This window comes from Mariprofundus micogutta, from assembly GCF_001895085.1.
In the GTDB taxonomy this organism is placed as follows: domain Bacteria; phylum Pseudomonadota; class Zetaproteobacteria; order Mariprofundales; family Mariprofundaceae; genus Mariprofundus; species Mariprofundus micogutta.
Map to the genome: position 1 here is coordinate 1 of NZ_BDFD01000015.1, position 19740 is coordinate 19740.

The following is a 19740-nucleotide window of genomic DNA, read 5'->3' on the forward strand; positions in this document are numbered from 1 at the left end:
CAATCTGTTTGATGCTCTTCTTATGGACGTAAAAATCCCGCCTTACTTTTGCTTTCGTTTCCACTGTGATCACTCCTGTTTTTTCCTCCAACTAAATCATTAGCTGGGGATACTACAGGGGGGTCAATTTTGAACGCTGAATAACAAGTCAGACCTGCAAGCGTTGAAGCGTTATCAAAAGAATATGGCTGACGAAAATAATCTGAAATTGTCGGTGGCCGAACTGGACAAGAGCAAGAAGCTACCGCTTGTGGGGGTGAATGCGATGGTCGCAGAGCAGCTTATGCGTGGCGATGTTCATTCACCGCGATATGGGAATCCAGTTGCTGAGGTTGCCGATGGCTACAAGCCCGTGGATAGCAAGCCTGAATCCCGCGAAATGGAAAGCGATGCGCTTTCGCGCATCGCTCACAAGAAACAAGTAACGAGACGAAAGAAATAGCCTCAGATTTTCGGCCCATTATTTCCGCCCATATTGAAGCGGCTTCGGTCGTTGGGGGAAAGATTAAAGGCCTTGTTTGTCACCTGCTCTATTTCTCTCAGGCGCGTTTCATACTCGTTGGCGGGCTCAAAGTTTCCCTCCTTCTTTATTTCTTCGATTCGCTGTCGTGCTTTTTGGATAAGTCGGCAGTAGTAGTGTTCATTCGTTTCTGAGTCATATAACCCATCGATCAACGGGTAATCACAAAGCGGGCATTCTCTCGTTCCGCTCTTATCTCGTGGTGAGCTGAGTAGTTTGTCTTGCGCATTCTCAATGTCTTCAAGTATTTTTTTCATTCGCTGTTCTCCTTTTTCTGTAAAAAGTATTGGACGGCGCGATCAGATCGACCGCGCTTGTTCATAAATAGTGTTCAGCTGGAGAATGTTTAATGGTTGTTGTGCTCAAGCAATGTGACGCCACGAAGAGGCGGGCTGCTTTGTGAGGGCTCTGAGCTACTCGATCTCGGTGTAGTCTTCATTAGTTCTCTCGACCAACCAGGTTGAGTCATAGTCTGTGTCAGTGAGCTCGGTTACGTAAAACTCTTTGAGCCAGTTAATAGATATTGTTTCACCTTGCTCGTGTTTCTCAAAGCTTGTTAATGATTCAATATAGTCGCAGATGCCCTTAAGTTCGGCTCGATACCTGTCTTTTCGTCGTAAAATGTAGTGTCGCTCGGCAACGGACTTCAGCTTGTGGTTGAGTAGCTTGGAGATCGTTTCGCTGCTGACGCCCATTTCATCCTGATACGTGGCAAAGGTTCGGCGTAGGTCGTGGGTGGTGATATGTACGCCTGTTTCTGCCTCGATTTTAGCGAGCGAGCTCTTTGGCTCGGAGATGTGGCCTCTGCCCCTGCTTGCTGGAAAAACATACGGGCCATCTTTTGAGTTAAATTTTTTTCGATGGCATAAGATGAGGTAGGTCAGGGGAGCGAGCGGAACGTGATGGTCTTTGTGGTTCTTGGTTTGGTCTCCGGGAATAGTGAATATTTTGTTTTTGAAATCGATCTGAGACCAAGTCAATGGTGCCATCTCGTTTCTACGTAAGCCAGTGAGCAGTGTCATTAGCAGGTAGTCTCGAGCCACTTGATTCTTCAACTTGAGAAGTTCATCAATAAAGTCAGTTAGCAGGTCGAGTGAAACAAACCGTTCTCTTGGCCTGATGAGATACATCTCTGATTGAACGGCATTAACTGGGTTGTCGTCCATAATTTTATAGACCTGAATCATTTTGTTGAAAATGGCTCTAAGTGCTCGCATTGTCAGGTTGGCGGTAGCCTCTTTCCCTTTTGACTCTCCGATATGGCGATGTCTTTTGAGGAGTTCTTCCGTGGTAATCTCTCGTAGAGGACGCTTGAGCCAATCAGCGAGATGGTTGTTGATTGCAGAGCGGTAATCCACCTCTGTTTTGGGCTTTGTTCTCCTTAGTTCGAAATAATCATTGAGAGCTGCTTCCAAGGTAATGTCTTTAACAGCCTCAAGTTTTTTGGCCTTTTGTATAGCTTGGGCCTCTTTTCTCGGGTCGATACCATTGCTCATCTGCGCCAACAGTTCTTTGGCAGTGTCGCGGGCTTTTCGTAGTGATATTCGAGCGCAGGGGCTAATCGTAATTCGCCGAGTTGGGCCCTGTTTAATTCGTGCCTCAACACAGAAGGTCTTGTGCCCAGCTTTAGATACTTTCACCACGAACCCCGGGAGCTCCGTGTCACGAACAAACATATCCTTTCCAGTCGAGTTGGTGAGGGAGTCGATGAACTTCTGAGTTATTTTCTTTTTCACGCCTATCTCCGTATCAGGGAATCAGTAGACGAATAGTAGGCATTCGGCGACGTTTATCAAATAGTAGACATAAAAGTAGACACTAAAAAATTAATATTACCAACAGATATATAATAAAAACACTAACTACGAATCAGAAGGCCGGGCGTTCGAATCGCTCAGGGAGCGCCATATTAAAAAGGACTCGCAGAAATGCGGGTCCTTTTTTTGTATCCTGTCATTACTGTGATGCTTCAAGCTATCTGTGAAAAATCATTTCGGATGTAACGACCAGCAGGAGTATAAACAGCAGGCCAGCGATGAGCTGAAAGCGCCTTAACCATAGTTCATTCATATGACACCCCCTGAATATGCGCTGTTGTTTACATATTATAGCCTAAACTGTGAAAATTGGGTGGAAAGGCCTCATTTGAACTTTACAGCTGAAAAATGTTGCGATAGCAAACAGCCGTAGGTAATGACTGATATGGAGGGCTTCAAATGAAAAAGAAAAAATCAGATAATTGGAGCGTTCTTATTGCACTGGTGGCAATTATTGGTGTGGCCGGAGCTGCAACAGCGTTTATCTAATTGGTACGATTTGCATTCACAAAAGGTCCGGCAAAATGCCGGATCTTTTCTCTTTTAGCCTTGAAGTGATCTTACTCACAGCTGAATTTCCCCTGCTCAGTAAACTTGTGCTTGTAAGGGGCAAGAACGCTAAAGGAGGAAGTTATGTCTGCTATATTTCATGATGATGTACAACAAGTTGAGTTCCCGGAAGTGCAGGGTTGGGAAAAGAAACTGTATGATTTCCAGATTCCGATTGCCTTGATTGCTCTGGCTGCCTTGTTCTTTTTTCGCTGATTGAAAGTTTGAAAAAATACAAATCTATTCAAATATCTCTAAACCCTGCCTATAATGTACTATCGTATGTTCAATAGGGGGACAATATGAAAATCATACTGATGATGTTTATTACATTTGGTTTGGCATTAACCGGCTGTAATAATTATGAGGAAAAAGAGTATCCTATCGTGCCAGTTGTAGAGGGGCCGATAGCTTCTGAACCGGCCGATCCAGCAACTGTGACGGATGAAGCAACTCAGGCTGCTGAAGAAGCAGTAGATACGGTTAAAGATACGGCTGTTGAAGTGGCAGATGAAGTTAAACCTGAGATGTCTGTCGCTCCGGCACCTGTAGAAACAGTACCAGCCGTGGAAACCCCGGCCCAGCCTGCTGCACCCGCAGTTGCGCCAGCGGCACCAGCTGTTGTTGAGCCAACACCTGCTGCACCGGCAGCTGTGGCACCTGCACCCGTAGAAGAAACCCCTGCGGCCCCTGTAGTGGAGGCTCCTGTTGTACCAGCAGGTGATGCAGTTGCCGGCGCTGCCAAGGCCGGAAAATGTAAGGCATGTCATACATTTGATGCCGGGGGCAAGAACAAGGTTGGTCCGAACCTGTTTGGTGTCCATGGCAGAGTCGCAGGTAAGGCTGCCGGATTTAAATATGGCAGTGGCTTGAAAGGTGCGACATTCAGTTGGGATGATGCTGCACTGACAGCGTGGGTGTGTGACTCGAAATCTGCGGTCAAATCACTGACCGGGAATTCAGGCGCAAAAACAAAAATGGCCAAACAAAATGTCTGTGGGGCTGATGCACAGAATGTTGTCGCGTATCTGAGGTCATTGAAGTAAGACTAGAGCAGTATGTAAAAAGGCCTCCATTCGGGGGCCTTTTTTATGTGTCGTCGTGAATTGGGATCAGGCGAACACGGTGTATCCGGGCGCTTTTGATACTTAATACTTCAACGCGCATATTGCCGAGACTCATGCAGAGACGCCCTTCAGGCACATCGCCAAGAATATGGACAATCAGGCCACCGATAGTGGTTGCACTCTCTTCCGGCAGATTGGCATCGATCTCCTGATTGATATCATGCAGTGCAACAGTGGCCGAAGTGACCAATGAACCATCAGGTTGAGGCCACATGTCCAGTTGTGGCGGGACATCTGATTCATCATGAATTTCACCGACAATCTCTTCGATAATATCTTCCAGCGTTACCAGCCCTTCAATATCTCCGAACTCGTCGACGATAATAGCCATATGCTGATGGTTGGCCTGAAATTCAAATAACTGGGCCAACGCATTTTTGGAAGCAGGAATATAGGGTGGGTTTTTCCATATCAGCGAATCGCAGAGGCGCATAGCGGGAGCTTTCAGTTTTAGCAAGTCACGAAGGTGGACAATACCGATCAGATTATCCGGCTCATCCAGATATACCGGATAGCGGGAGTGCGGTGATTTTGTAACTTTGCGCAAGGACTCGGCAACACTCAGTGAGCCATCGAGAAGGCGCATGGATTTACGCGGAGTCATCAGGGCTTTTACCGCGACTTCATGCAGAGTCAGGCTATTGTTGAGCATCTGTTCTCTGGCCTGATCGAGCACGCCCGACTCTGCACTCATATCAATCATGCTAGCCAGTTCTTTATGGGTTAACGGTGTGTCTGCCTGTTCAGGTACGCGCAGAATACGTTTGAGCATGGCGATAACCGAGAGCAACATACTTACCAGCGGGGCAAGCAAATTCTGTGTACTGCGCATGGGGCTTGCAACTTTGCAGGCGATACTTTCAGCGTGGGCAACGGCGATGGTCTTGGGTAAAATCTCGGCAAAAATAAGTACAACTGCAGTCATGGCAATCGTGGCATAAACTATGCCTGCCTCGCCGAATTTGGCGACAAACAGGGCGGTTGCCAAAGCAGACGCGGCAATGTTGACGAAATTGTTGCCCAGCAGAATGGTTGATAACATACGTTCAGGCTGTTCAAGCAGCTCTTCAGCTTTTTGTGCCCCTTGATCACCCTGTTCGCGGCGCACACGTAATTTTGCACGGCGAGCCCGTGTCAGTGCTGTTTCAGAGCCTGAAAAAAATGCAGATAGCAAAAGCAGGAAGAACAGAGTACCGATTGCAAGGGGAAGGGAAATGCCTGCGATGTCCATGGGGAAGTGATCAGTCCCTTAGTTGACCCACGATGTGATCAGTTTCACACCGAAATAAGCCAGCATGAGCAGTGTATATGCCGTTAGTACTGCCCGGCTGGCCAGACGCGTCGGCCAACTGGCTTGTTGACGTTTAACCATTAGCGTAATCAGTACTGCAAGAGTGAAAATAGCTAGTAGCACCTTGTGATTTAACAGGGCAAAGTGTTGATATTCGACCCACTGCCATACCAGTCCGGTTAAAATGCTCAGTGCTATGAGTATGGTGGCGGCTTTTACTTGTGCCATCATATGACGTTCTATGCTGACCAGTGAAGGCAGAGCCTGAATCATTTTTGACATACGTTTTTTCTTCAGTGCACGATCCAGCAGTATCTGCATGAGTGCATGAATGGCCGCCAGTGTCAGTACGGCATAGGATATCAGTGAAAGAAGCAGATGGCTGGTTTCAAGCAGGCTGGATGTGTGTACCCAGTTGGCAGCATGCGCTTCGGGAAGCACAGGGATAATAAACAGCGGAATTGCTGTGGCAGGCAGTAGAAATAGTCCGAGTCCCTGAATGCCATGCCGGATGACACCCAAAGTATAAATACATTGCACGATGAGTGTAGAAACAGCTACTCCTGTCGCCAGGGTGAAGTTGATACCCTCAGCCGTAACCGAATCTACCAAATGGATAGCCCAGATATTCAGGCCAATGGCAACAGCCATCAATCCGACAATCGTGTTGGCACTGTTGCTGCGATCTGATTGTGTCTGGGAAGAGCCACGCCAGACTATGGCAGCACAAATCAGTGAAATCAGGCCAGCAGATGAGAAAAAAATCGTCGAGGTCATTTTACTTCCTTAACAGGGGATAAATGAAAGCTGAGTAGGACATAAACACATGATGGCAGGGTTATATCCGATGCACAACGCTAGTGCAATGCTGTCGCGCAGAACAGGACTTCAATCATCATTGACCATATCTTCGAAAGGCGCACAATCGATGCTTATGAATATTGGTGTTTTATTGCTTGCTGCAGGCTCTGGCAGCCGTTTTGGTGGAGAGATTGCGAAACAGTATGTTCAGGTGCATGGCAAGGCACTGGTGTTGCATACTCTGGATCATCTGGCTCTTGATCCACATATCACTGTTGTACAGCCGGTTGTCTCCGAAGGGGATATGAGGTTTTCAGAGTTGGTGGCCGGGTTATCTTTCCCGTTTACTCTGCTTGATCCTGTTGCAGGTGGTTCGGCGCGTTCGATTTCCATGCAGAGAGGGCTTGAAGGCTTGCCCGCAGCAGTGGACCTTGTTGCAGTTCACGATGCCGCCCGTCCGTTGCCCTCTGTCAGGCTTTTAGCTGATGTTTTTAAAACGGCGAACCAATATGGTGCGGCAGTACCCGGTGTGCCGGTGCATGATACGATTAAACGTGTGGATGAGCTTGGCAAAGTGATTGAGACGCCTGCGCGCAATACTCTTCGCGCAGTTCAGACGCCTCAGGTGGCAAGAAGGGTGTGGTTTGATCAAGCCATTGCGATGGAGGCGGAGCGATTGCATCTGCATACCGATGATGCATCGCTGCTGGAAGCTGCAGGTTTTGATGTTTATATCAGCCAGGGTGATGTGAATAATCGAAAAATTACCACGCGCGAAGATATGAACTGGCTGGAAGCGCATCTGAATAGTGAGTGCGCTGCTCCGGGGCATTGCGACCGATAGCCGGGCTTTCTGGTGTGAGTAAAATGATGAGGGGGATGTAAACCATGAAACTGAATTATCGCATAGGTCAGGGCTTTGATGTGCATGCTTTCGGCGAAAACAGAAAGCTGATTCTGGGTGGTATCGAAATTCCGTATGACAGAGGTCTGGTCGGACACTCTGACGCTGACGTCTTGACCCATGCGCTTTGTGATGCACTGCTGGGGGCCGCAGGGCTCAATGATATCGGTTTTCATTATCCGGATACTGACCCGCAATATAAAAATGCCGACAGTACACTATTCTTATCGCTTACTGTGGGGCAGCTCAAGCGTATGGGGTGGGCTGTTGGAAATGTCGATATCACGGTTATTGCACAGGAGCCGAAAATCGCACCGCATATTGCCCGCATCAAGAGTAACCTGGCGAGAATACTGTTTGTCTCTGAAAATGAAGTGAGCGTAAAAGCAACGACAACTGAGTGGCTCGGTTATGTTGGGCGCAAGGAAGGTATCGCGGCGCAGGCAATTACCATGATTGCGAGGATTCATCCCTATGATGGATAGTTTCAAGCGAGGTGTATTATCATCATGCATGGACTGTTCCTGTCTTTTACAGGCAGAAACGGAGGATCATTAAAGACCGGGATGGTATAAACAAGAATAATCCTTAGTGAAAATGGGGCTTATTGCTGTTTATATTGGCGCTCAAGTTTAAACAGAGATGGAGTGGCAAGTGATGGTTTCAATTCTACTGGTGGATGAACACGATATGGTTCGTGCGGCTTTCAAACAGTTACTGGAAACCAGTGATGATTTTGAGGTGGTTGCTGAAGCATCCGGAGGGGAAGAAGCCTGCAGAAAATATATGCAGCATAACCCTGATGTTATTGTGCTGGATCTTTCCTTGCCCGGCACCAGTGGTTTGGCAACTCTGCGCAGGCTTGTTGCCAGAGATGAAAATATACATGTCATTGTCCTGAGTCTGCATGATGATCCGCCTATTGTGGCACGAGCGCTCAAGTTGGGGGCGAAAGGTTTTGTCTCAAAATCTGCACCATTCCATGAATTACAAACAGCTATCAGTGAAGTCTGTTCAGGCAGCCAATATATTGAAGAGCGACTACATACTGAGACGCAACAGATACTTCAGAATAAAAACCCGGCCAGTGTACTGACAGATCGTGAATTTGAAGTGCTTACCATGCTGGCTGAAGGTAAATCAGTTGTGGAAATTTCGGACCTGCTACATCTCAGTTCCAAAACAGTGGGTGCACATCGCACAAGCATTATGAAGAAGCTCTACTTGAATAATAGTGCCGAGCTCGTGCGCGCAGCCATCTTGTGGGATATTATCAAACTGTAGGCGTCAGTCGGACTTAGGCTGGCGAGCAGGTGATTAGCCCTGCAGGGCTTTTGCCGACAATGTGAAATCCCCGACATTATCAGGTAGTGATTGCAGAAGCAGGATGAAGTCACGGCTGCTTAGCGGCCCGACAGGCATGCTGTCTGCATCAGGCGCAATGAATGGAACCTGTTTGATGGCATGTTCATCCGGTTGCATTGTGATTGGTAGTTGCAGTGTATCCAGTATCTGGTCGGGTTGATGTTTTGCATACAGGGTAATTTCTACTTCGGGTACCAGTAGTTCGCATGAAAGCAGATTTCTCAGTTTGCCCCGAATGAGCAGAACTTTACTGCCGTCAGTTCGAACCACCCATTCAGGCTGCACGCTTTCAGGTACGATGAGCCAGTCTTTATCTCGTTGTTGAACGGGTAAATTCAGGTTTATCAGCGTGCTTCTGAACCATCGATTATCCAGCCATTTGTCTTGCTGTATCAGGAAGCCTGCGAAAATGGTGGCAATGAGCATCACCAGTAACCACGGCCACAGCTGTACCGTACTGCGCTGCGGTGGCGCTATTCTCAGCTCTGAATCGGGAACGGAATTCGTGTCTTGTACAGTCTCGCCCTGTGGTTGAAAGCCGTTCATTGCTGAACTTGCCAGTGACTTAACAAAAGGCGGAGTAGCGAATGTATTTTCGCTGTATTGCCATGCAGAGACGTTATTTTCAGTGTGGGTCTGATTCTTTTCGGCCTGGTGGGAAGGGGTGAATTTATTGCCGCAACGATGACAAAGTATCATCGATTCAGCGTTGTCAGTATCAATTTTGCACTGGTTGTGGCACTGAGGACATTGAATCTGCATGGCGGCATGTTGAATGCTTATGTACTGTTTGTCAGCTGCATCTGTGGGAATCCAGTCGTTCTGTTTGCATGTGGTGACATTCACTGGATTCGAAGTTACCGTTTTCCGCATGTCTTCAGAGCAGCCACTTATACATATGCAACGATTGATGTTGCGATACCCGACCGGAAAAACAGCGCTTTCAGGTTTAACGCTGGATATCGAACAAGGGCAATTCGTCTATCTGGTTGGCGAGAGTGGGGCAGGGAAGTCTTCATTGCTGAAAATGTTGTATGGTGGTGTACGCCCGAGCTCCGGATTGCTGGTGACACAGCAGATTGATATGCGTGATGCAAGTGAGAGCCGGATTCGTGATATCAGACGTCGCACCGGCATTATTTTTCAGGATCACAAGTTACTGTTTTCACGCTGCGTGTTTGAGAATGTGGCTCTGCCACTGCGGGTTCAGGGCTGGAAAACTGAGCGTCTGATTCCTCGTGTGCGCAAAGTTTTGCAATACGTGGGTCTGGAGGATCGACTGTGGTCGTATCCGGAAGCCCTGTCCGGTGGTGAACAGCAGCGTGTGGCCATCGCCCGTGCCATGACCGCGAACCCTGCAGTCATTCTTGCCGATGAGCCGACGGGCAATCTGGATGTCGAGACGGCAAGGTCTGTTCTGGATTATCTGATGGATTTAAACAAACAGGGGACAACTGTGATTATGGCTACCCATGATCTGCACCTGTTGAAATCACATCCGGGTCGTGTTGTGCAACTGCATGCAGGATCATTGGCGGGGGATTACAGTGAGTACTGAAATGATTCCCGATAAAATTAATCCAAGACTTCCCGGTGGTTTCAACCTGCCGCCGTTCGGAGTGCATCAGATACTGGCCCTGATTATCGTATGTATTTCGCTATGGGCTGTGGGTACATTATGGCTTGGCATGCAGGCTGCAAGCCAGTGGGTTGGCAGTTGGCAGGATGATATCCATATCCACGTTTATATTGATGGAGAAAAGTCCGATATCACTAAATCTTTAGAGCAGGAACTTGCTTCTATTGCCCAGGTTTCATCGGTACGGCGAATTTCACAAGAGGAGGCTGCCCGCTGGATGCAGGAGTGGCTCACAGGTGGTGGACTGGAGCAGCATGAACTGGTTAAGCGGCTGCCTGTTACATTTGAACTGTCTTTAACGGATGAGAAGTCAGAGTTTTTATTTGCTGATATACGCGACACAGCTCGCCGTTTTGGTGCTCAGATCAATGAGGATGAAGTGAATCTGGCCCAGGTACATGATCTGCTCTCACAGGTGAGTTATCTGGCCTGGTTTGCCTCATTGATCCTTGCTATAGCCATGGCTTTAATTATCTCTAATACCCTGCGTATGACCTTACTGGCGCGTGCAGATGAGATTCATCTGATGCGATTACTTGGTGCAAAAGAGTGGTTTGTGCGTACGCCATTTATCCTTGAGGGTATGTTGCTGGGCGCAGGCGCAGGCGTACTAGCCTGGTTATTACTCTGGCCGGTAGTCCTTGGTGTTGGTGGCTGGATGGCCACTATGCAGGTAGATTTGAACGCCTGGGTATTGCTGCTGCCGCTGCTTTTCGGTGGTGGCATTGTGGGCACTTTGGGTGCTGTAATTGCAACTGCACGCGTGGTTTCAAGAGAAACATCAGTATGATTCGCGAAACATTTGACGAACTCATCTGATATTATTAAGGTGCGCGCCTCTTCATTGGGGGATCGTCTAATGGTAGGACAGCGGTCTCTGACACCGTCAATCGTGGTTCGAATCCACGTCCCCCAGCCAGACATAAAAAAAGGGTCCCTTGTGGGCCCTTTTTTTATGTCTGCTTATGGAACTCACCCTTACAGGGCGCTTAATGCGTGCAATGCTGCTGTTGCAGCATTGTCGATATAATCCAATCCCCCTGAAATGGTGAAATCAATTATTGTTTATTGGAGGGAATGAACAGTTCTCTTCCCATTGATTAAATCAAAGATGAGATGATCCCGTAAATGATTACCAGTACCACGATTTCAATAAACAGAAGACGATTCATTGACCTGACTCCTCTGAATGCAGTTCGAACTTATGCCATGAAGCTGAACTCAAGTCTCAGAATAAGCCAAAGAGACGATGTTCGCCAGCGTTGACTCACTTCATTCGTAAACAGGTATTCAGGCTGAAGAGCTTGAATCACTCCCCCTCAACATGAACATCTTTTAACCCGTAGTTAACCCATTCATTAAGACACCACGGCTATTGTCCGCGTTGTCCGGCACTATTCCTCCCTCCCCTCCCTAGTGTTTCGTGCCGGATACTGGGCCCTGGCATCTGCCGGGGCCTTTTTCTTTTTACACTGGTCACGGAAAATAAGTCGTCGTTTACGGAATATTCTGAATCTGGTCGCGCAAAGCTTGAAGTCGTTTCTGCAGCAGCTTTTCTGTATCCGTTTCAGCCAAAATATCCGGCACCGGCTGTGGTTGTTTGTTATCATTGATAGCTGCGAATACAAATACAGCATCCATGATAGACTGGTTTTCTACAGCGGAGTTCACTTCGACAGCAACCCATATACTGGTTCTGCCTGTGAGACCAACAGTGGCAGAGAAAATAATCTCTTCACCCGGATGAGCAGCGCGGTGAAATTGAGTTCGGTGCACGGCACGGGTCAGGCATATATGCTGGGTGAGTTTTTGAGCAGCGCAATATGCGTTTTCATCGCAGAGCGTGAGCAGCCGCCCTCCATGCATGATTCCATATTGATTCAAATCAGTTTTGCTGACTGTATAAGCATGCGTAAACCGGGTTTGCTTCATAGTAAATATGTGCATGAATGTAATCTATCCGTTTGCTTCCGGGATTGGAATTGGCATAGCTATTGCTGACCTTCATTTATTCGGGATGTTCGGGAGTTACAGATGAGCAGCAGCCACGCCATATTGCCGGTTGAAATGTTTTTGCCACGCGAAACAATTGCGTTGATAGATCAGTATGGTGCCAAATTCCCTCACGATCTTGCCCTGGAGCAGGATATGACCGTTGTTTTCAGTGATATGCGCGGTTTTACCGAACTGGCTGAGCTGTATGAGCCGCAGGAGGTGTATGCAGCCATCAATGCCAGCCTTGCAATACAGGTGAAAAGTATTCATGCGTTTGGTGGCAGCGTGAATAAATTTCTTGGTGATGGCCTGCTGGCTTGCTTTGCCGGTGAGGGGAAGAGTGAACGCGCATTGGCATGCGTGGCAGAATTGCTCAAGCTCTTGCCTGAACATGAAGGACTGTTACTGCCATGCAAGGTGGGTTTTGGTATCAATAGTGGAAAGATTCTATTCGGTGTTTTGGGTGATGAAGACCGATGGGAGTACACGGTCGTTGGTGATGTCGCGAATACCGCGGCACGATTGTGTGGTATTGCCTTGCCGTTTCAAGCGCTTATGACTGAGCATGTTGTTGCGGATATTTCAGGCCATAGCAAAGATCGATATTGTTCGTTTCTTGGTCCGCAGCTGTTTAAGGGAAAAAAGAAGGCTGTTGATCTTTATGAGGTGCGTACTGATTCAGGGGCTGAGCCGGGCTGATTCACGGTTCAGATTCCCATCGAATAAGCTGTGATCTACTGCTACACTCCGGCGTGATGAAGCATGTTTTGCAATGTAAACAGTTAAAGTTTCTATCTGTTCTGGTAGTTGTTCTTCTGACTGCCTTGTCCACTGCATATGCTGAGGAAACTGGTGACATGCAGATTCGTATGGATCAGCAGATCGTATATTGCGATGCCACCCTGAACAAAGATGAAGAAGCATTTTCCCACCTGCTGAAGGATGGGATTCCAGTCACGACGGTATGGAAGATTAAGGTGAGCAAGCTGCGGGACTACTGGCTGAACAAAAAAATTGCCGAGATTGTGGTGACTCATCGTGTAAATCCGGATCTGCTTTCCCGGAGCTGGATGCTGATTGATGAGACCAGTGGTATTTCCAGACGCGTTTATTCAATGGCTGAGGTTTATCATTTTCTTTCACGTCTGGAAAATTTCTCTGTGCTGGATCGCAGTCTGTTGCTTGATCATGAGATGTATCAGATGTCTGTGGTAGTGGCCATCAAACACGGGGAGATCAATGAAGCCTGGTGGGCAGGTTTGTGGGAGTCGGTTGATCTGGAATTGAATAAGGAATTCAGTCAGCCATGAGCCGGATTGGTTTTATGAGATTGATTCCTTTAATCATGTCTGCTGTTTTGCTGATGATTACGGTGATGTTATGGCCAGAAAAAGATGCAGACGGCGGTTTGCTGGCCTGGATCAATGTGATTCTGATGCTGGTACTTTCCCTGGTGCTGCTTCAATACGGCGTACGTTTATTAAGAGAGCGATCAGAGCCTGCAGCCGGTTCACGGTTAAGAGCCAAGCTGGTGATAGGGCTGGTAGGCATGTTGCTGATTCCATCAGCTGTTATTCAGTTGGCTGCATCCCAGATGGTTGAGCGAGGCATGGACGTCTGGTTCGATGTGCGGGTAGATACACTGCTGGATCGGGCCTTGAATCTGGCGCAGGGATTTTATGCGCGTGTCGAAACAGATATGAAGCGTGACATGTTCAATTATATTTCCGATGCAACACTGGTAGCTGCTGCCAGCGGCAGCCTTGATTACCGTTCGATAAATAATTACCTGGCTGAAATCAGGGCAGTGGAAGATTGGCAGAAAGTAGAACTATTCGATATCAATGAAAGATTGGTCGGTGGTGTACAAGAAGGGGAACTCAGTTCACTGCAGGCAGCTCCGCTATCAGATTCAGCACGTCTGTCCATGCGTCTGGGGCGCGTGGCTACTGAGCTAGTTACACGCAAGGATGGTGAAGTCGCTGTAGCGTATGGTCCTTTGATCGGTGCAGCATCTGTGGTCGGTCTTTTACGTGTGGAGATGAATCTTCCGGCCGGTGTGATTCAGAATGCCCGCGCTGTGGAGTCGGATTATCGCAATTACCGCGAGCTTGAACACAACCGACAATCGATTGCTGCGACATTCACTCATGCCATGCTATTCGTTACGCTGCTTGTTTTGCTGGTTGCCGGCCTGTTCGGGCTGTTATTTGCACGCAGATTGACCGCTCCGATCGGAGATTTGGCGCAGGCATTGCGACGTGTGACTGAAGGTGATCTGGACGTGGTGATCTCCGAGTCATCACAGGATGAACTGGGGTCACTGGCACGATCATTTAACGAAATGGCCAATCGTCTGAAATTGAATGTAGAAGCGATTGAGAAGGCTCAGAAAGATCTGACCAAAGCTTTGGAAAATTCCAGGCAGCGGCAATATGTGCTTGAATCCTTGCTTGCCAATCTGCACACCGGTGTGATCCTGGTGGATGCGGAAGGGCGGGTGAGACTGCTCAATCAGGCTGTGCGTGATATTTTACATTTGCCGGGCAACTGGGTGCCAAGCGTGGATATTTTGCAGGCTAGTCAGGGCAGCTTGCATGATGTTGGTGATTTTTATGACGAGCTGAGACATCAACAGGAAGATCACCTGCAGCGGGAGTTTGATGTAGATCTGCCGCATGGCAAGAGTGTGCATCTGTTGGCGCGAGGTGCCCGTTTGAGTGCAACAGCCTCCACCTCATTTTCGGGTTATCTGCTGGTGATTGATGATATTTCTGATCTGGCTGAGGCACAGAGAAACAAGGCCTGGGCTGAAGTTGCCCGTCGTCTGGCACATGAAATCAAGAATCCGTTGACACCTATCAAGCTTTCAGCTGAAAGATTGCAGCGCAGATTCCGGGCTCAGGTTGATGATGAAACCGTATTTGATGTCTGTACCCAGGCAATCATTACTCAGGTGGAACGATTGCAGCGTCTGATTGCTGATTTTTCAACGCTGGCCCGAATGCCGCAGCCGAAAATGCGCGATGTTTCAGTCGATGGCTTGTTAAAAGAGATGGAAGAGCTGTTTAATGGTTACAAACGTATTGACGTAAGCATTGTTGATGCAGGATGGACATGTCATTGCGATCCTGATCAGGTGCGTCAGGTATTGATAAATCTGATGGATAATGCTCTTTCCGCGACGGAAAGTACCAGTGGCAAAACAGTGCGCATGTATTCACGAGTGAATGAAGATCATGCAGAGTGGCATGTTGAGGATGATGGAGAAGGCATTGATTCCGCTTCGGTTTCGCAACTGTTTGAAGCATACTATTCAACCAAGGCCAGTGGTTCAGGTCTGGGCTTGGCAATTGCTAAAAGGATTGCCGAAGATCACGGGGGCGAGTTGAAGCTGATATCAAATGCTAAACCGACACATTTCTGTCTGCGTTTGCCCAGACAATGTCTGGAAACAGAGGAGGCATCATGACTGCAAGAATCATGATAGTGGATGATGAACAGCCTATTTGCGATTCTCTTCAGGGTCTGTTTGAAGATGAGAATTATCTGGTTGTTTGTGCACCTTCCGGAGAAGAGGCGATTGCCCGTTTGCGTAAGCAGCCGGTGGATTGTGTGCTACTGGATATCTGGATGCCCGGAATTGATGGCCTTGAGACACTCAGTCGTATCCAGCAGATGGATGTGAACCTGCCAGTTATTATGATGAGCGGACACGCTACGATTGATACGGCTGTGCGTGCCACCCGGCAAGGAGCTTTTGATTTTGTGGAGAAACCACTCTCCTTTGATCGTTTGTTGATTCTGGTGCGTAATGCCGTACAGAAACGTCATCTGGAACAGGAAAACAAGGATCTCAAGCGTCAGGAACAATCACATCAGAGTCGAAAGGAACTGATTGGTAACAGTAAAGCGATTGTTGAAGTCAAAGCGCTGATTAATCGCGTGGCTCTGTCTGATAGTCCGGTGCTTATACTCGGAGAACATGGAACAGGTAAAGCTGTCGCAGCTAAAATGCTGCACGCAGCCTCGAAACGAAAAAGTGCTCCGTTTATTGAAGTGAATACAGCCAGTGTGGCTGCGAATCGTATGGACTCCGAACTGTTTGGACATGAAAAAGGTGCCTTTACAGGTGCTCTGCATGCACAACGGGGGCGTTTTGAGGCAGCCCATCAGGGAACACTCTTTTTTGATGAGGTGACCGAACTCAGCTTAAGCTCGCAGGCCAAAATTTTGCGGGTGTTGCAGGAGAAAGTTGTTCAGCGCCTTGGTAACCCTGCCCGCCTGCCAAGCAATGTTCGCTTGATTGCAGCCAGTTCACAGGAACTTGATGAGGCTTTGAAGAACGGGCAATTAAGAGAGGACTTCTACTATCGTTTGAATGTGGTTTCGATACGTATGCCATCCTTACGCGAGCGCAGTGAAGATCTCCCACTGATTGTTGAAACTCTGGCAACTGAACAGGCCAGAGAACTTGGCGGTGAAGCGGTACGATTTTCTGATCAGGCACTGGACCGGCTGAAAGCATATGCCTGGCCGGGTAATGTTCGTGAATTACGCAATTATATCGAGCGCTGTCATATTCTCATGCCGGGAGAAGAGATGACAGAGATAAATATGCTGCCACCGGATCAGACGACAACCCAGAATATGCAGGCATCCGGATCGCAGACGGGAGCACAGTTACAGAACATGGCAAGTGTGGATGCCGATAGCTTTCATGATGCACGTGAAATTTTTGAACGCACTTATTTGCTCCAGCATCTGGACAAGCATGAGTGGAATATCAGCCGTACTGCTGCAGATATTGGTATGGAACGCAGCCAGTTGCATCGCAAGATCAAGGCATTCGGGCTTCTGCCGCCTGACAAGGAGTCTGTATGAATGTTGTGATTCTCGGGGCCGGCGAGGTGGGTTTTCATATTGCCAGCCGTTTGGCGACAGAGGGTAATAATGTATCGGTTGTAGATCAGGATACTGATCGATTACAGGTCATTGCAGACTCGATGGACGTGAGAACAGTTTGCGGCATGGCCGCCCAGCCTTCGATTCTGGAACAGGCCGGGGCTGAAAATGCTGATCTTCTGATCGCTGTAACGACCAATGATGAAGTCAATATGTTGGCTTGTCAGGTGGCGCATTCGCTGTACAAGGTGCCTACCAAGCTTGCGCGTGTACGTGAGTCAGATTATGCATCGCATCCGGAATTATTTGGCAGGGATGACCTGCCCATCGACGTGATTATTTCACCCGAAGGTGAAGCAGCCAAGGTTGTGATGGGACGATTGAATGTATCCAGCGCCCTGGACTCACGGGAATTTTTTGATGGTGCGATCCAACTGGTAGAATTTGTAGTTCGACCTAAAAGTCTACTGGCCGGCCTGTCCCTGAAGGAGCTGCCTGAGGTGATGGGCAAGTTGCATGTTTATGTGGTTGCTCATGAACATAACGGGCGCTGGCGTGTGCCAAAAGGGGATACCGTACTGCTCGCAGGCGATAGCATATATGTGGCTGTGTCATGCAAGCAACTTGATGGTCTGATGGAGATACTGGATCTGACCTGTCATTCTCCAAAAGGCCGCAATGTTATGATGGTCGGTGGCGGACATATTGGTTACAAGGTGGCCGGGGAACTGGAGAAAGCAGGTGCCCTGGTCAAATTAATTGAATTCAATGCTGCACGTGCAGAATGGCTGTCCGATCAGTTCAGCAATGTTGTTGTTATTCATGGTGACGCGCTGGATCAGAAGCTGCTGGAAGAAGAAAATATTGATAAGATGGATGATTTCCTTGCTCTGACCAATGATGATGAAACGAATATCCTCAGTAGTCTGATCTCCAAACGCTATGGCGTACCGCATGTGGTTACTCTGGTGAACCGCTCAATCTATACACAACTGGTGCGTCAGATCGGTCTTGATGTGACGGTTTCTCCACGCCTGTCGACGGTGGCATCCATACTCAGTTTTGTGCGTAAAGGTCGTATTCACGGCATGGCCTCTCTGGCTGATGGGAACCTTGAGGTACTGGAAGCTGAAGCACTGGAGACAAGTGCAATTCTGAATATACCGTTGAAAGACCTGTCGATGCCGGAAGATACGGTGATAGGAGCAATTCTGCGTGAGGGTCAGATCATTGTACCCGATGGTACGGTTGAAGTGTTACCACATGATCACGTTTTGATTGTGACAACCAGCGCTTCCGTTGCCGATGTAGAGAAACTGTTTGAAGTACATCTGGAATTTTTCTAAATGCATTTAAGGGGGGTAATCTGGACCATCGGCATCCTTGTTGCGCTGTATGGTTGCAGCATGATGATTCCGGCTCTGGTGGCGTTGTATTACGATGCAGGACACCTTGTCGAGTTCCTCGAAGCCGGTGCCATTGTGATTATCTTGGGTTGGTTAATGATGCGCTACGGTGGCAAGGCACCTGAGCAGTTAAGTCATCGCGATGGTTTTTTGATTGTGGCGCTGGCCTGGCTCATACTTGCTCTGCTTGGGGCAGTCCCTTTCGTCACAACAGGCACACTGCCTTCCGTTGTTGATGCGATGTTTGAATCCACTTCGGGCCTGACAACAACCGGTGCAACGGTACTCTCCGGTCTGGATAATCTGCCTCACTCTATTCTTTTCTGGCGCTCCATGCAGGAGTGGCTGGGTGGTATGGGGATCATCGTATTAGCAGTGGCGGTTATGCCGCTGCTCGGTGTGGGCGGCATGCAGCTGTTTAAAGCGGAAACACCGGGGCCGGTAAAAGATAAGTTGACTGCTCGTGTAACCGAGACAGCCAAATTGCTCTGGTATCTCTATCTTGGCATGACCATCGCTTGCGGACTTGCATATTGGGCTGCAGGTATGACACCTTTTGATGCGATCAATCATGCCATGTGTACGATTGCGATTGGAGGATTTTCAACGCATGACGCTTCCTTCGGTTTTTATCATGGTATCCCACTACAACTGGTAGCAATTCTGTTTATGATTCTGGCAGGTGTAAGCTTCACCCTTCATTTTGCTGCCGCACTGCGTGGTTTCTCCTTGTCTGCTTACTTTCAGGATGAGGAGTTCAGGACGTATATCCTCTGGATAATCGTGCTGGTGGTAGTGATCAGCGCGATGATTGTCTGGACGGGGCAGGATGAGGCCATACATGTAGTGTTCAATGTTGTATCCATTGCAACAACAACCGGTTTTGCTGTCAGTGATTACAGCCTGTGGCCACCCGGTGCGACTATGCTGCTGCTGATGACGATGTTTGTCGGTGCCTGTGCGGGTTCTACCGGTGGTGGCATGAAAGTAGTACGTATTCTACTGCTGTTTCGCCAGGGTATGCGTGAAATCCATCGACTGGTGCACCCGCATGGCATCATCCATGTCAAGATGGGGCGCCAACGCATTTCATCGAATGTTACTGAAGCATTATGGGGTTTTGCGGTCCTGTTTCTCGTCTGTTATATCATCATTGCCATGTTGTTGGCTTTTACAGGCGTGGATATGGTGACCTCCTTTACTGCAGCAGCTGCTTGTATTACCAACACTGGTCCGGGTTTCGGTCAGGTGGGGCCTGCGAGTACTTATGCAGACTTGCCGGAGATGGCCAAGGGTGTGCTTATCTTCGGCATGGTTCTTGGCCGCCTTGAGATTTATACTTTCTTCGTGCTGCTGGTGCCGGAGTTCTGGAGAGATTGAGAGTTCGACCAAATCATTCAAAACGGTAAGCATACATATAT

At 48.4% G+C, this 19740-nt stretch carries 20 protein-coding genes and 1 tRNA gene; 15 read left to right on the forward strand and 6 right to left on the reverse strand.

Going from position 1 to position 19740, the window contains the following annotated elements:
- The first annotated feature begins 184 nt into the window (after nucleotides 1–184).
- Nucleotides 185–442, forward strand: a complete 258-nt coding sequence (locus MMIC_RS08590; RefSeq protein WP_072660061.1) for a hypothetical protein — start codon at nucleotides 185–187, stop codon at nucleotides 440–442.
- Between the two features lie 2 nt (nucleotides 443–444).
- Here MMIC_RS08590 and MMIC_RS08595 read toward each other — a convergent pair whose 3' ends face one another.
- A complete protein-coding gene (locus MMIC_RS08595) occupies nucleotides 445–777 on the reverse strand; it encodes a hypothetical protein (RefSeq protein ID WP_072660062.1) in 333 nt (110 codons plus the stop codon).
- A gap of 156 nt (nucleotides 778–933) precedes the next feature.
- A complete protein-coding gene (locus MMIC_RS08600; RefSeq protein ID WP_072660063.1) occupies nucleotides 934–2256 on the reverse strand; it encodes a tyrosine-type recombinase/integrase in 1323 nt (440 codons plus the stop codon).
- Nucleotides 2257–2970: 714 nt separating this feature from the next.
- Between MMIC_RS08600 and MMIC_RS12905 the strand changes: the two genes are divergently transcribed.
- Nucleotides 2971–3102 carry a hypothetical protein gene (locus MMIC_RS12905; RefSeq protein ID WP_265331369.1) on the forward strand — a complete coding sequence of 44 codons (132 nt, stop codon included), beginning with the start codon at nucleotides 2971–2973 and terminating at the stop codon, nucleotides 3100–3102.
- A gap of 86 nt (nucleotides 3103–3188) precedes the next feature.
- Nucleotides 3189–3932, forward strand: a complete 744-nt coding sequence (locus tag MMIC_RS08605; RefSeq protein ID WP_227819438.1) for a c-type cytochrome — start codon at nucleotides 3189–3191, stop codon at nucleotides 3930–3932.
- 43 nt (nucleotides 3933–3975) lie between these two features.
- Here MMIC_RS08605 and MMIC_RS08610 read toward each other — a convergent pair whose 3' ends face one another.
- Both MMIC_RS08610 and MMIC_RS08615 read right to left on the reverse strand, forming a co-directional pair.
- Nucleotides 3976–5244, reverse strand: coding sequence for an HlyC/CorC family transporter (locus tag MMIC_RS08610; RefSeq protein WP_072660064.1), 1269 nt, complete (start codon nucleotides 5242–5244; stop codon nucleotides 3976–3978).
- 18 nt (nucleotides 5245–5262) lie between these two features.
- Nucleotides 5263–6081, reverse strand: a complete 819-nt coding sequence (locus MMIC_RS08615; protein WP_072660065.1) for a cytochrome C assembly family protein — start codon at nucleotides 6079–6081, stop codon at nucleotides 5263–5265.
- A 157-nt stretch (nucleotides 6082–6238) separates the two neighbouring features.
- Between MMIC_RS08615 and ispD the strand changes: the two genes are divergently transcribed.
- The 3 genes from ispD (at nucleotide 6239) to MMIC_RS08630 (ending at nucleotide 8293) form a co-directional block, all read left to right on the forward strand.
- On the forward strand, nucleotides 6239–6949 hold the full coding sequence (gene ispD / locus MMIC_RS08620; RefSeq protein WP_227819439.1) for a 2-C-methyl-D-erythritol 4-phosphate cytidylyltransferase: 711 nt from the start codon (nucleotides 6239–6241) through the stop codon (nucleotides 6947–6949).
- A gap of 44 nt (nucleotides 6950–6993) precedes the next feature.
- Nucleotides 6994–7494 (forward strand): 2-C-methyl-D-erythritol 2,4-cyclodiphosphate synthase, encoded by a 501-nt coding sequence (ispF, locus tag MMIC_RS08625; protein ID WP_072660066.1) that lies wholly within the window; start codon nucleotides 6994–6996, stop codon nucleotides 7492–7494.
- A gap of 172 nt (nucleotides 7495–7666) precedes the next feature.
- On the forward strand, nucleotides 7667–8293 hold the full coding sequence (locus tag MMIC_RS08630; RefSeq protein WP_072660067.1) for a response regulator: 627 nt from the start codon (nucleotides 7667–7669) through the stop codon (nucleotides 8291–8293).
- Nucleotides 8294–8326: 33 nt separating this feature from the next.
- Here the strand turns inward: MMIC_RS08630 and MMIC_RS08635 are convergent, their stop codons facing one another.
- Entirely contained in the window at nucleotides 8327–9247 is a 921-nt protein-coding gene (locus MMIC_RS08635) for a hypothetical protein (protein WP_072660068.1), read from the reverse strand.
- Between MMIC_RS08635 and MMIC_RS08640 the strand changes: the two genes are divergently transcribed.
- The 3 genes from MMIC_RS08640 (at nucleotide 9246) to MMIC_RS08650 (ending at nucleotide 10932) form a co-directional block, all read left to right on the forward strand.
- The gene (locus MMIC_RS08640; RefSeq protein ID WP_072660069.1) at nucleotides 9246–9932 is read left to right on the forward strand and encodes a cell division ATP-binding protein FtsE; all 687 of its coding nucleotides are present in this window, start codon (nucleotides 9246–9248) and stop codon (nucleotides 9930–9932) included. The genes MMIC_RS08635 and MMIC_RS08640 overlap by 2 nt on opposite strands.
- Nucleotides 9922–10803, forward strand: coding sequence for a cell division protein FtsX (locus MMIC_RS08645; protein ID WP_227819440.1), 882 nt, complete (start codon nucleotides 9922–9924; stop codon nucleotides 10801–10803). The genes MMIC_RS08640 and MMIC_RS08645 overlap by 11 nt, the downstream gene beginning before the upstream one ends.
- Before the next feature lie 55 nt (nucleotides 10804–10858).
- Nucleotides 10859–10932 (forward strand) — tRNA-Gln (locus tag MMIC_RS08650).
- Between the two features lie 578 nt (nucleotides 10933–11510).
- On the opposite strand, the gene MMIC_RS08655 is transcribed toward MMIC_RS08650, so the two are convergent.
- Nucleotides 11511–11960 (reverse strand): acyl-CoA thioesterase, encoded by a 450-nt coding sequence (locus tag MMIC_RS08655; protein WP_083530538.1) that lies wholly within the window; start codon nucleotides 11958–11960, stop codon nucleotides 11511–11513.
- 87 nt (nucleotides 11961–12047) lie between these two features.
- On the opposite strand from MMIC_RS08655, the gene MMIC_RS08660 reads away from it, so the two are divergent.
- Genes MMIC_RS08660 through MMIC_RS08685 form a run of 6 tightly spaced genes read left to right on the forward strand, consistent with a single transcriptional unit; the run spans nucleotide 12048 to nucleotide 19699 of the window.
- A complete protein-coding gene (locus MMIC_RS08660; protein WP_072660072.1) occupies nucleotides 12048–12707 on the forward strand; it encodes an adenylate/guanylate cyclase domain-containing protein in 660 nt (219 codons plus the stop codon).
- A 56-nt stretch (nucleotides 12708–12763) separates the two neighbouring features.
- Complete coding sequence (locus tag MMIC_RS08665; RefSeq protein WP_072660073.1) at nucleotides 12764–13318, forward strand: DUF4390 domain-containing protein; 555 nt, start codon at nucleotides 12764–12766, stop codon at nucleotides 13316–13318.
- Between the two features lie 14 nt (nucleotides 13319–13332).
- The gene (locus MMIC_RS08670) at nucleotides 13333–15480 is read left to right on the forward strand and encodes a sensor histidine kinase (protein WP_072660116.1); all 2148 of its coding nucleotides are present in this window, start codon (nucleotides 13333–13335) and stop codon (nucleotides 15478–15480) included.
- A complete protein-coding gene (locus MMIC_RS08675) occupies nucleotides 15477–16892 on the forward strand; it encodes a sigma-54-dependent transcriptional regulator (RefSeq protein ID WP_072660074.1) in 1416 nt (471 codons plus the stop codon). Before MMIC_RS08670 ends, MMIC_RS08675 begins: the two co-directional genes overlap by 4 nt.
- Nucleotides 16889–18259, forward strand: a complete 1371-nt coding sequence (gene trkA, locus MMIC_RS08680; RefSeq protein ID WP_072660075.1) for a Trk system potassium transporter TrkA — start codon at nucleotides 16889–16891, stop codon at nucleotides 18257–18259. The genes MMIC_RS08675 and trkA overlap by 4 nt, the downstream gene beginning before the upstream one ends.
- Entirely contained in the window at nucleotides 18260–19699 is a 1440-nt protein-coding gene (locus MMIC_RS08685; protein WP_171966490.1) for a TrkH family potassium uptake protein, read from the forward strand.
- Nucleotides 19700–19740 lie beyond the last annotated feature (41 nt).

Bases quoted from the DNA above. Each gene is read 5' to 3' on its own strand.
- MMIC_RS08590 (WP_072660061.1), top strand. From the start codon at position 185: ATGGCTGACGAAAATAATCTGAAATTGTCGGTGGCCGAACTGGACAAG.
- trkA (WP_072660075.1), top strand. From the start codon at position 16,889: ATGAATGTTGTGATTCTCGGGGCCGGCGAGGTGGGTTTTCATATTGCC.
- MMIC_RS08660 (WP_072660072.1), top strand. From the start codon at position 12,048: ATGAGCAGCAGCCACGCCATATTGCCGGTTGAAATGTTTTTGCCACGC.
- MMIC_RS08675 (WP_072660074.1), top strand. From the start codon at position 15,477: ATGACTGCAAGAATCATGATAGTGGATGATGAACAGCCTATTTGCGAT.
- MMIC_RS08605 (WP_227819438.1), top strand. From the start codon at position 3,189: ATGAAAATCATACTGATGATGTTTATTACATTTGGTTTGGCATTAACC.
- MMIC_RS08610 (WP_072660064.1), bottom strand. From the start codon at position 5,244: ATGGACATCGCAGGCATTTCCCTTCCCCTTGCAATCGGTACTCTGTTC.
- MMIC_RS08635 (WP_072660068.1), bottom strand. From the start codon at position 9,247: ATGCGGAAAACGGTAACTTCGAATCCAGTGAATGTCACCACATGCAAA.
- MMIC_RS08640 (WP_072660069.1), top strand. From the start codon at position 9,246: ATGTCTTCAGAGCAGCCACTTATACATATGCAACGATTGATGTTGCGA.
- MMIC_RS08615 (WP_072660065.1), bottom strand. From the start codon at position 6,081: ATGACCTCGACGATTTTTTTCTCATCTGCTGGCCTGATTTCACTGATT.
- ispF (WP_072660066.1), top strand. From the start codon at position 6,994: ATGAAACTGAATTATCGCATAGGTCAGGGCTTTGATGTGCATGCTTTC.
- MMIC_RS08670 (WP_072660116.1), top strand. From the start codon at position 13,333: ATGAGATTGATTCCTTTAATCATGTCTGCTGTTTTGCTGATGATTACG.
- MMIC_RS08630 (WP_072660067.1), top strand. From the start codon at position 7,667: ATGGTTTCAATTCTACTGGTGGATGAACACGATATGGTTCGTGCGGCT.
- MMIC_RS12905 (WP_265331369.1), top strand. From the start codon at position 2,971: ATGTCTGCTATATTTCATGATGATGTACAACAAGTTGAGTTCCCGGAA.
- ispD (WP_227819439.1), top strand. From the start codon at position 6,239: ATGAATATTGGTGTTTTATTGCTTGCTGCAGGCTCTGGCAGCCGTTTT.
- MMIC_RS08655 (WP_083530538.1), bottom strand. From the start codon at position 11,960: ATGCACATATTTACTATGAAGCAAACCCGGTTTACGCATGCTTATACA.
- MMIC_RS08685 (WP_171966490.1), top strand. From the start codon at position 18,260: ATGCATTTAAGGGGGGTAATCTGGACCATCGGCATCCTTGTTGCGCTG.
- MMIC_RS08665 (WP_072660073.1), top strand. From the start codon at position 12,764: ATGAAGCATGTTTTGCAATGTAAACAGTTAAAGTTTCTATCTGTTCTG.
- MMIC_RS08595 (WP_072660062.1), bottom strand. From the start codon at position 777: ATGAAAAAAATACTTGAAGACATTGAGAATGCGCAAGACAAACTACTC.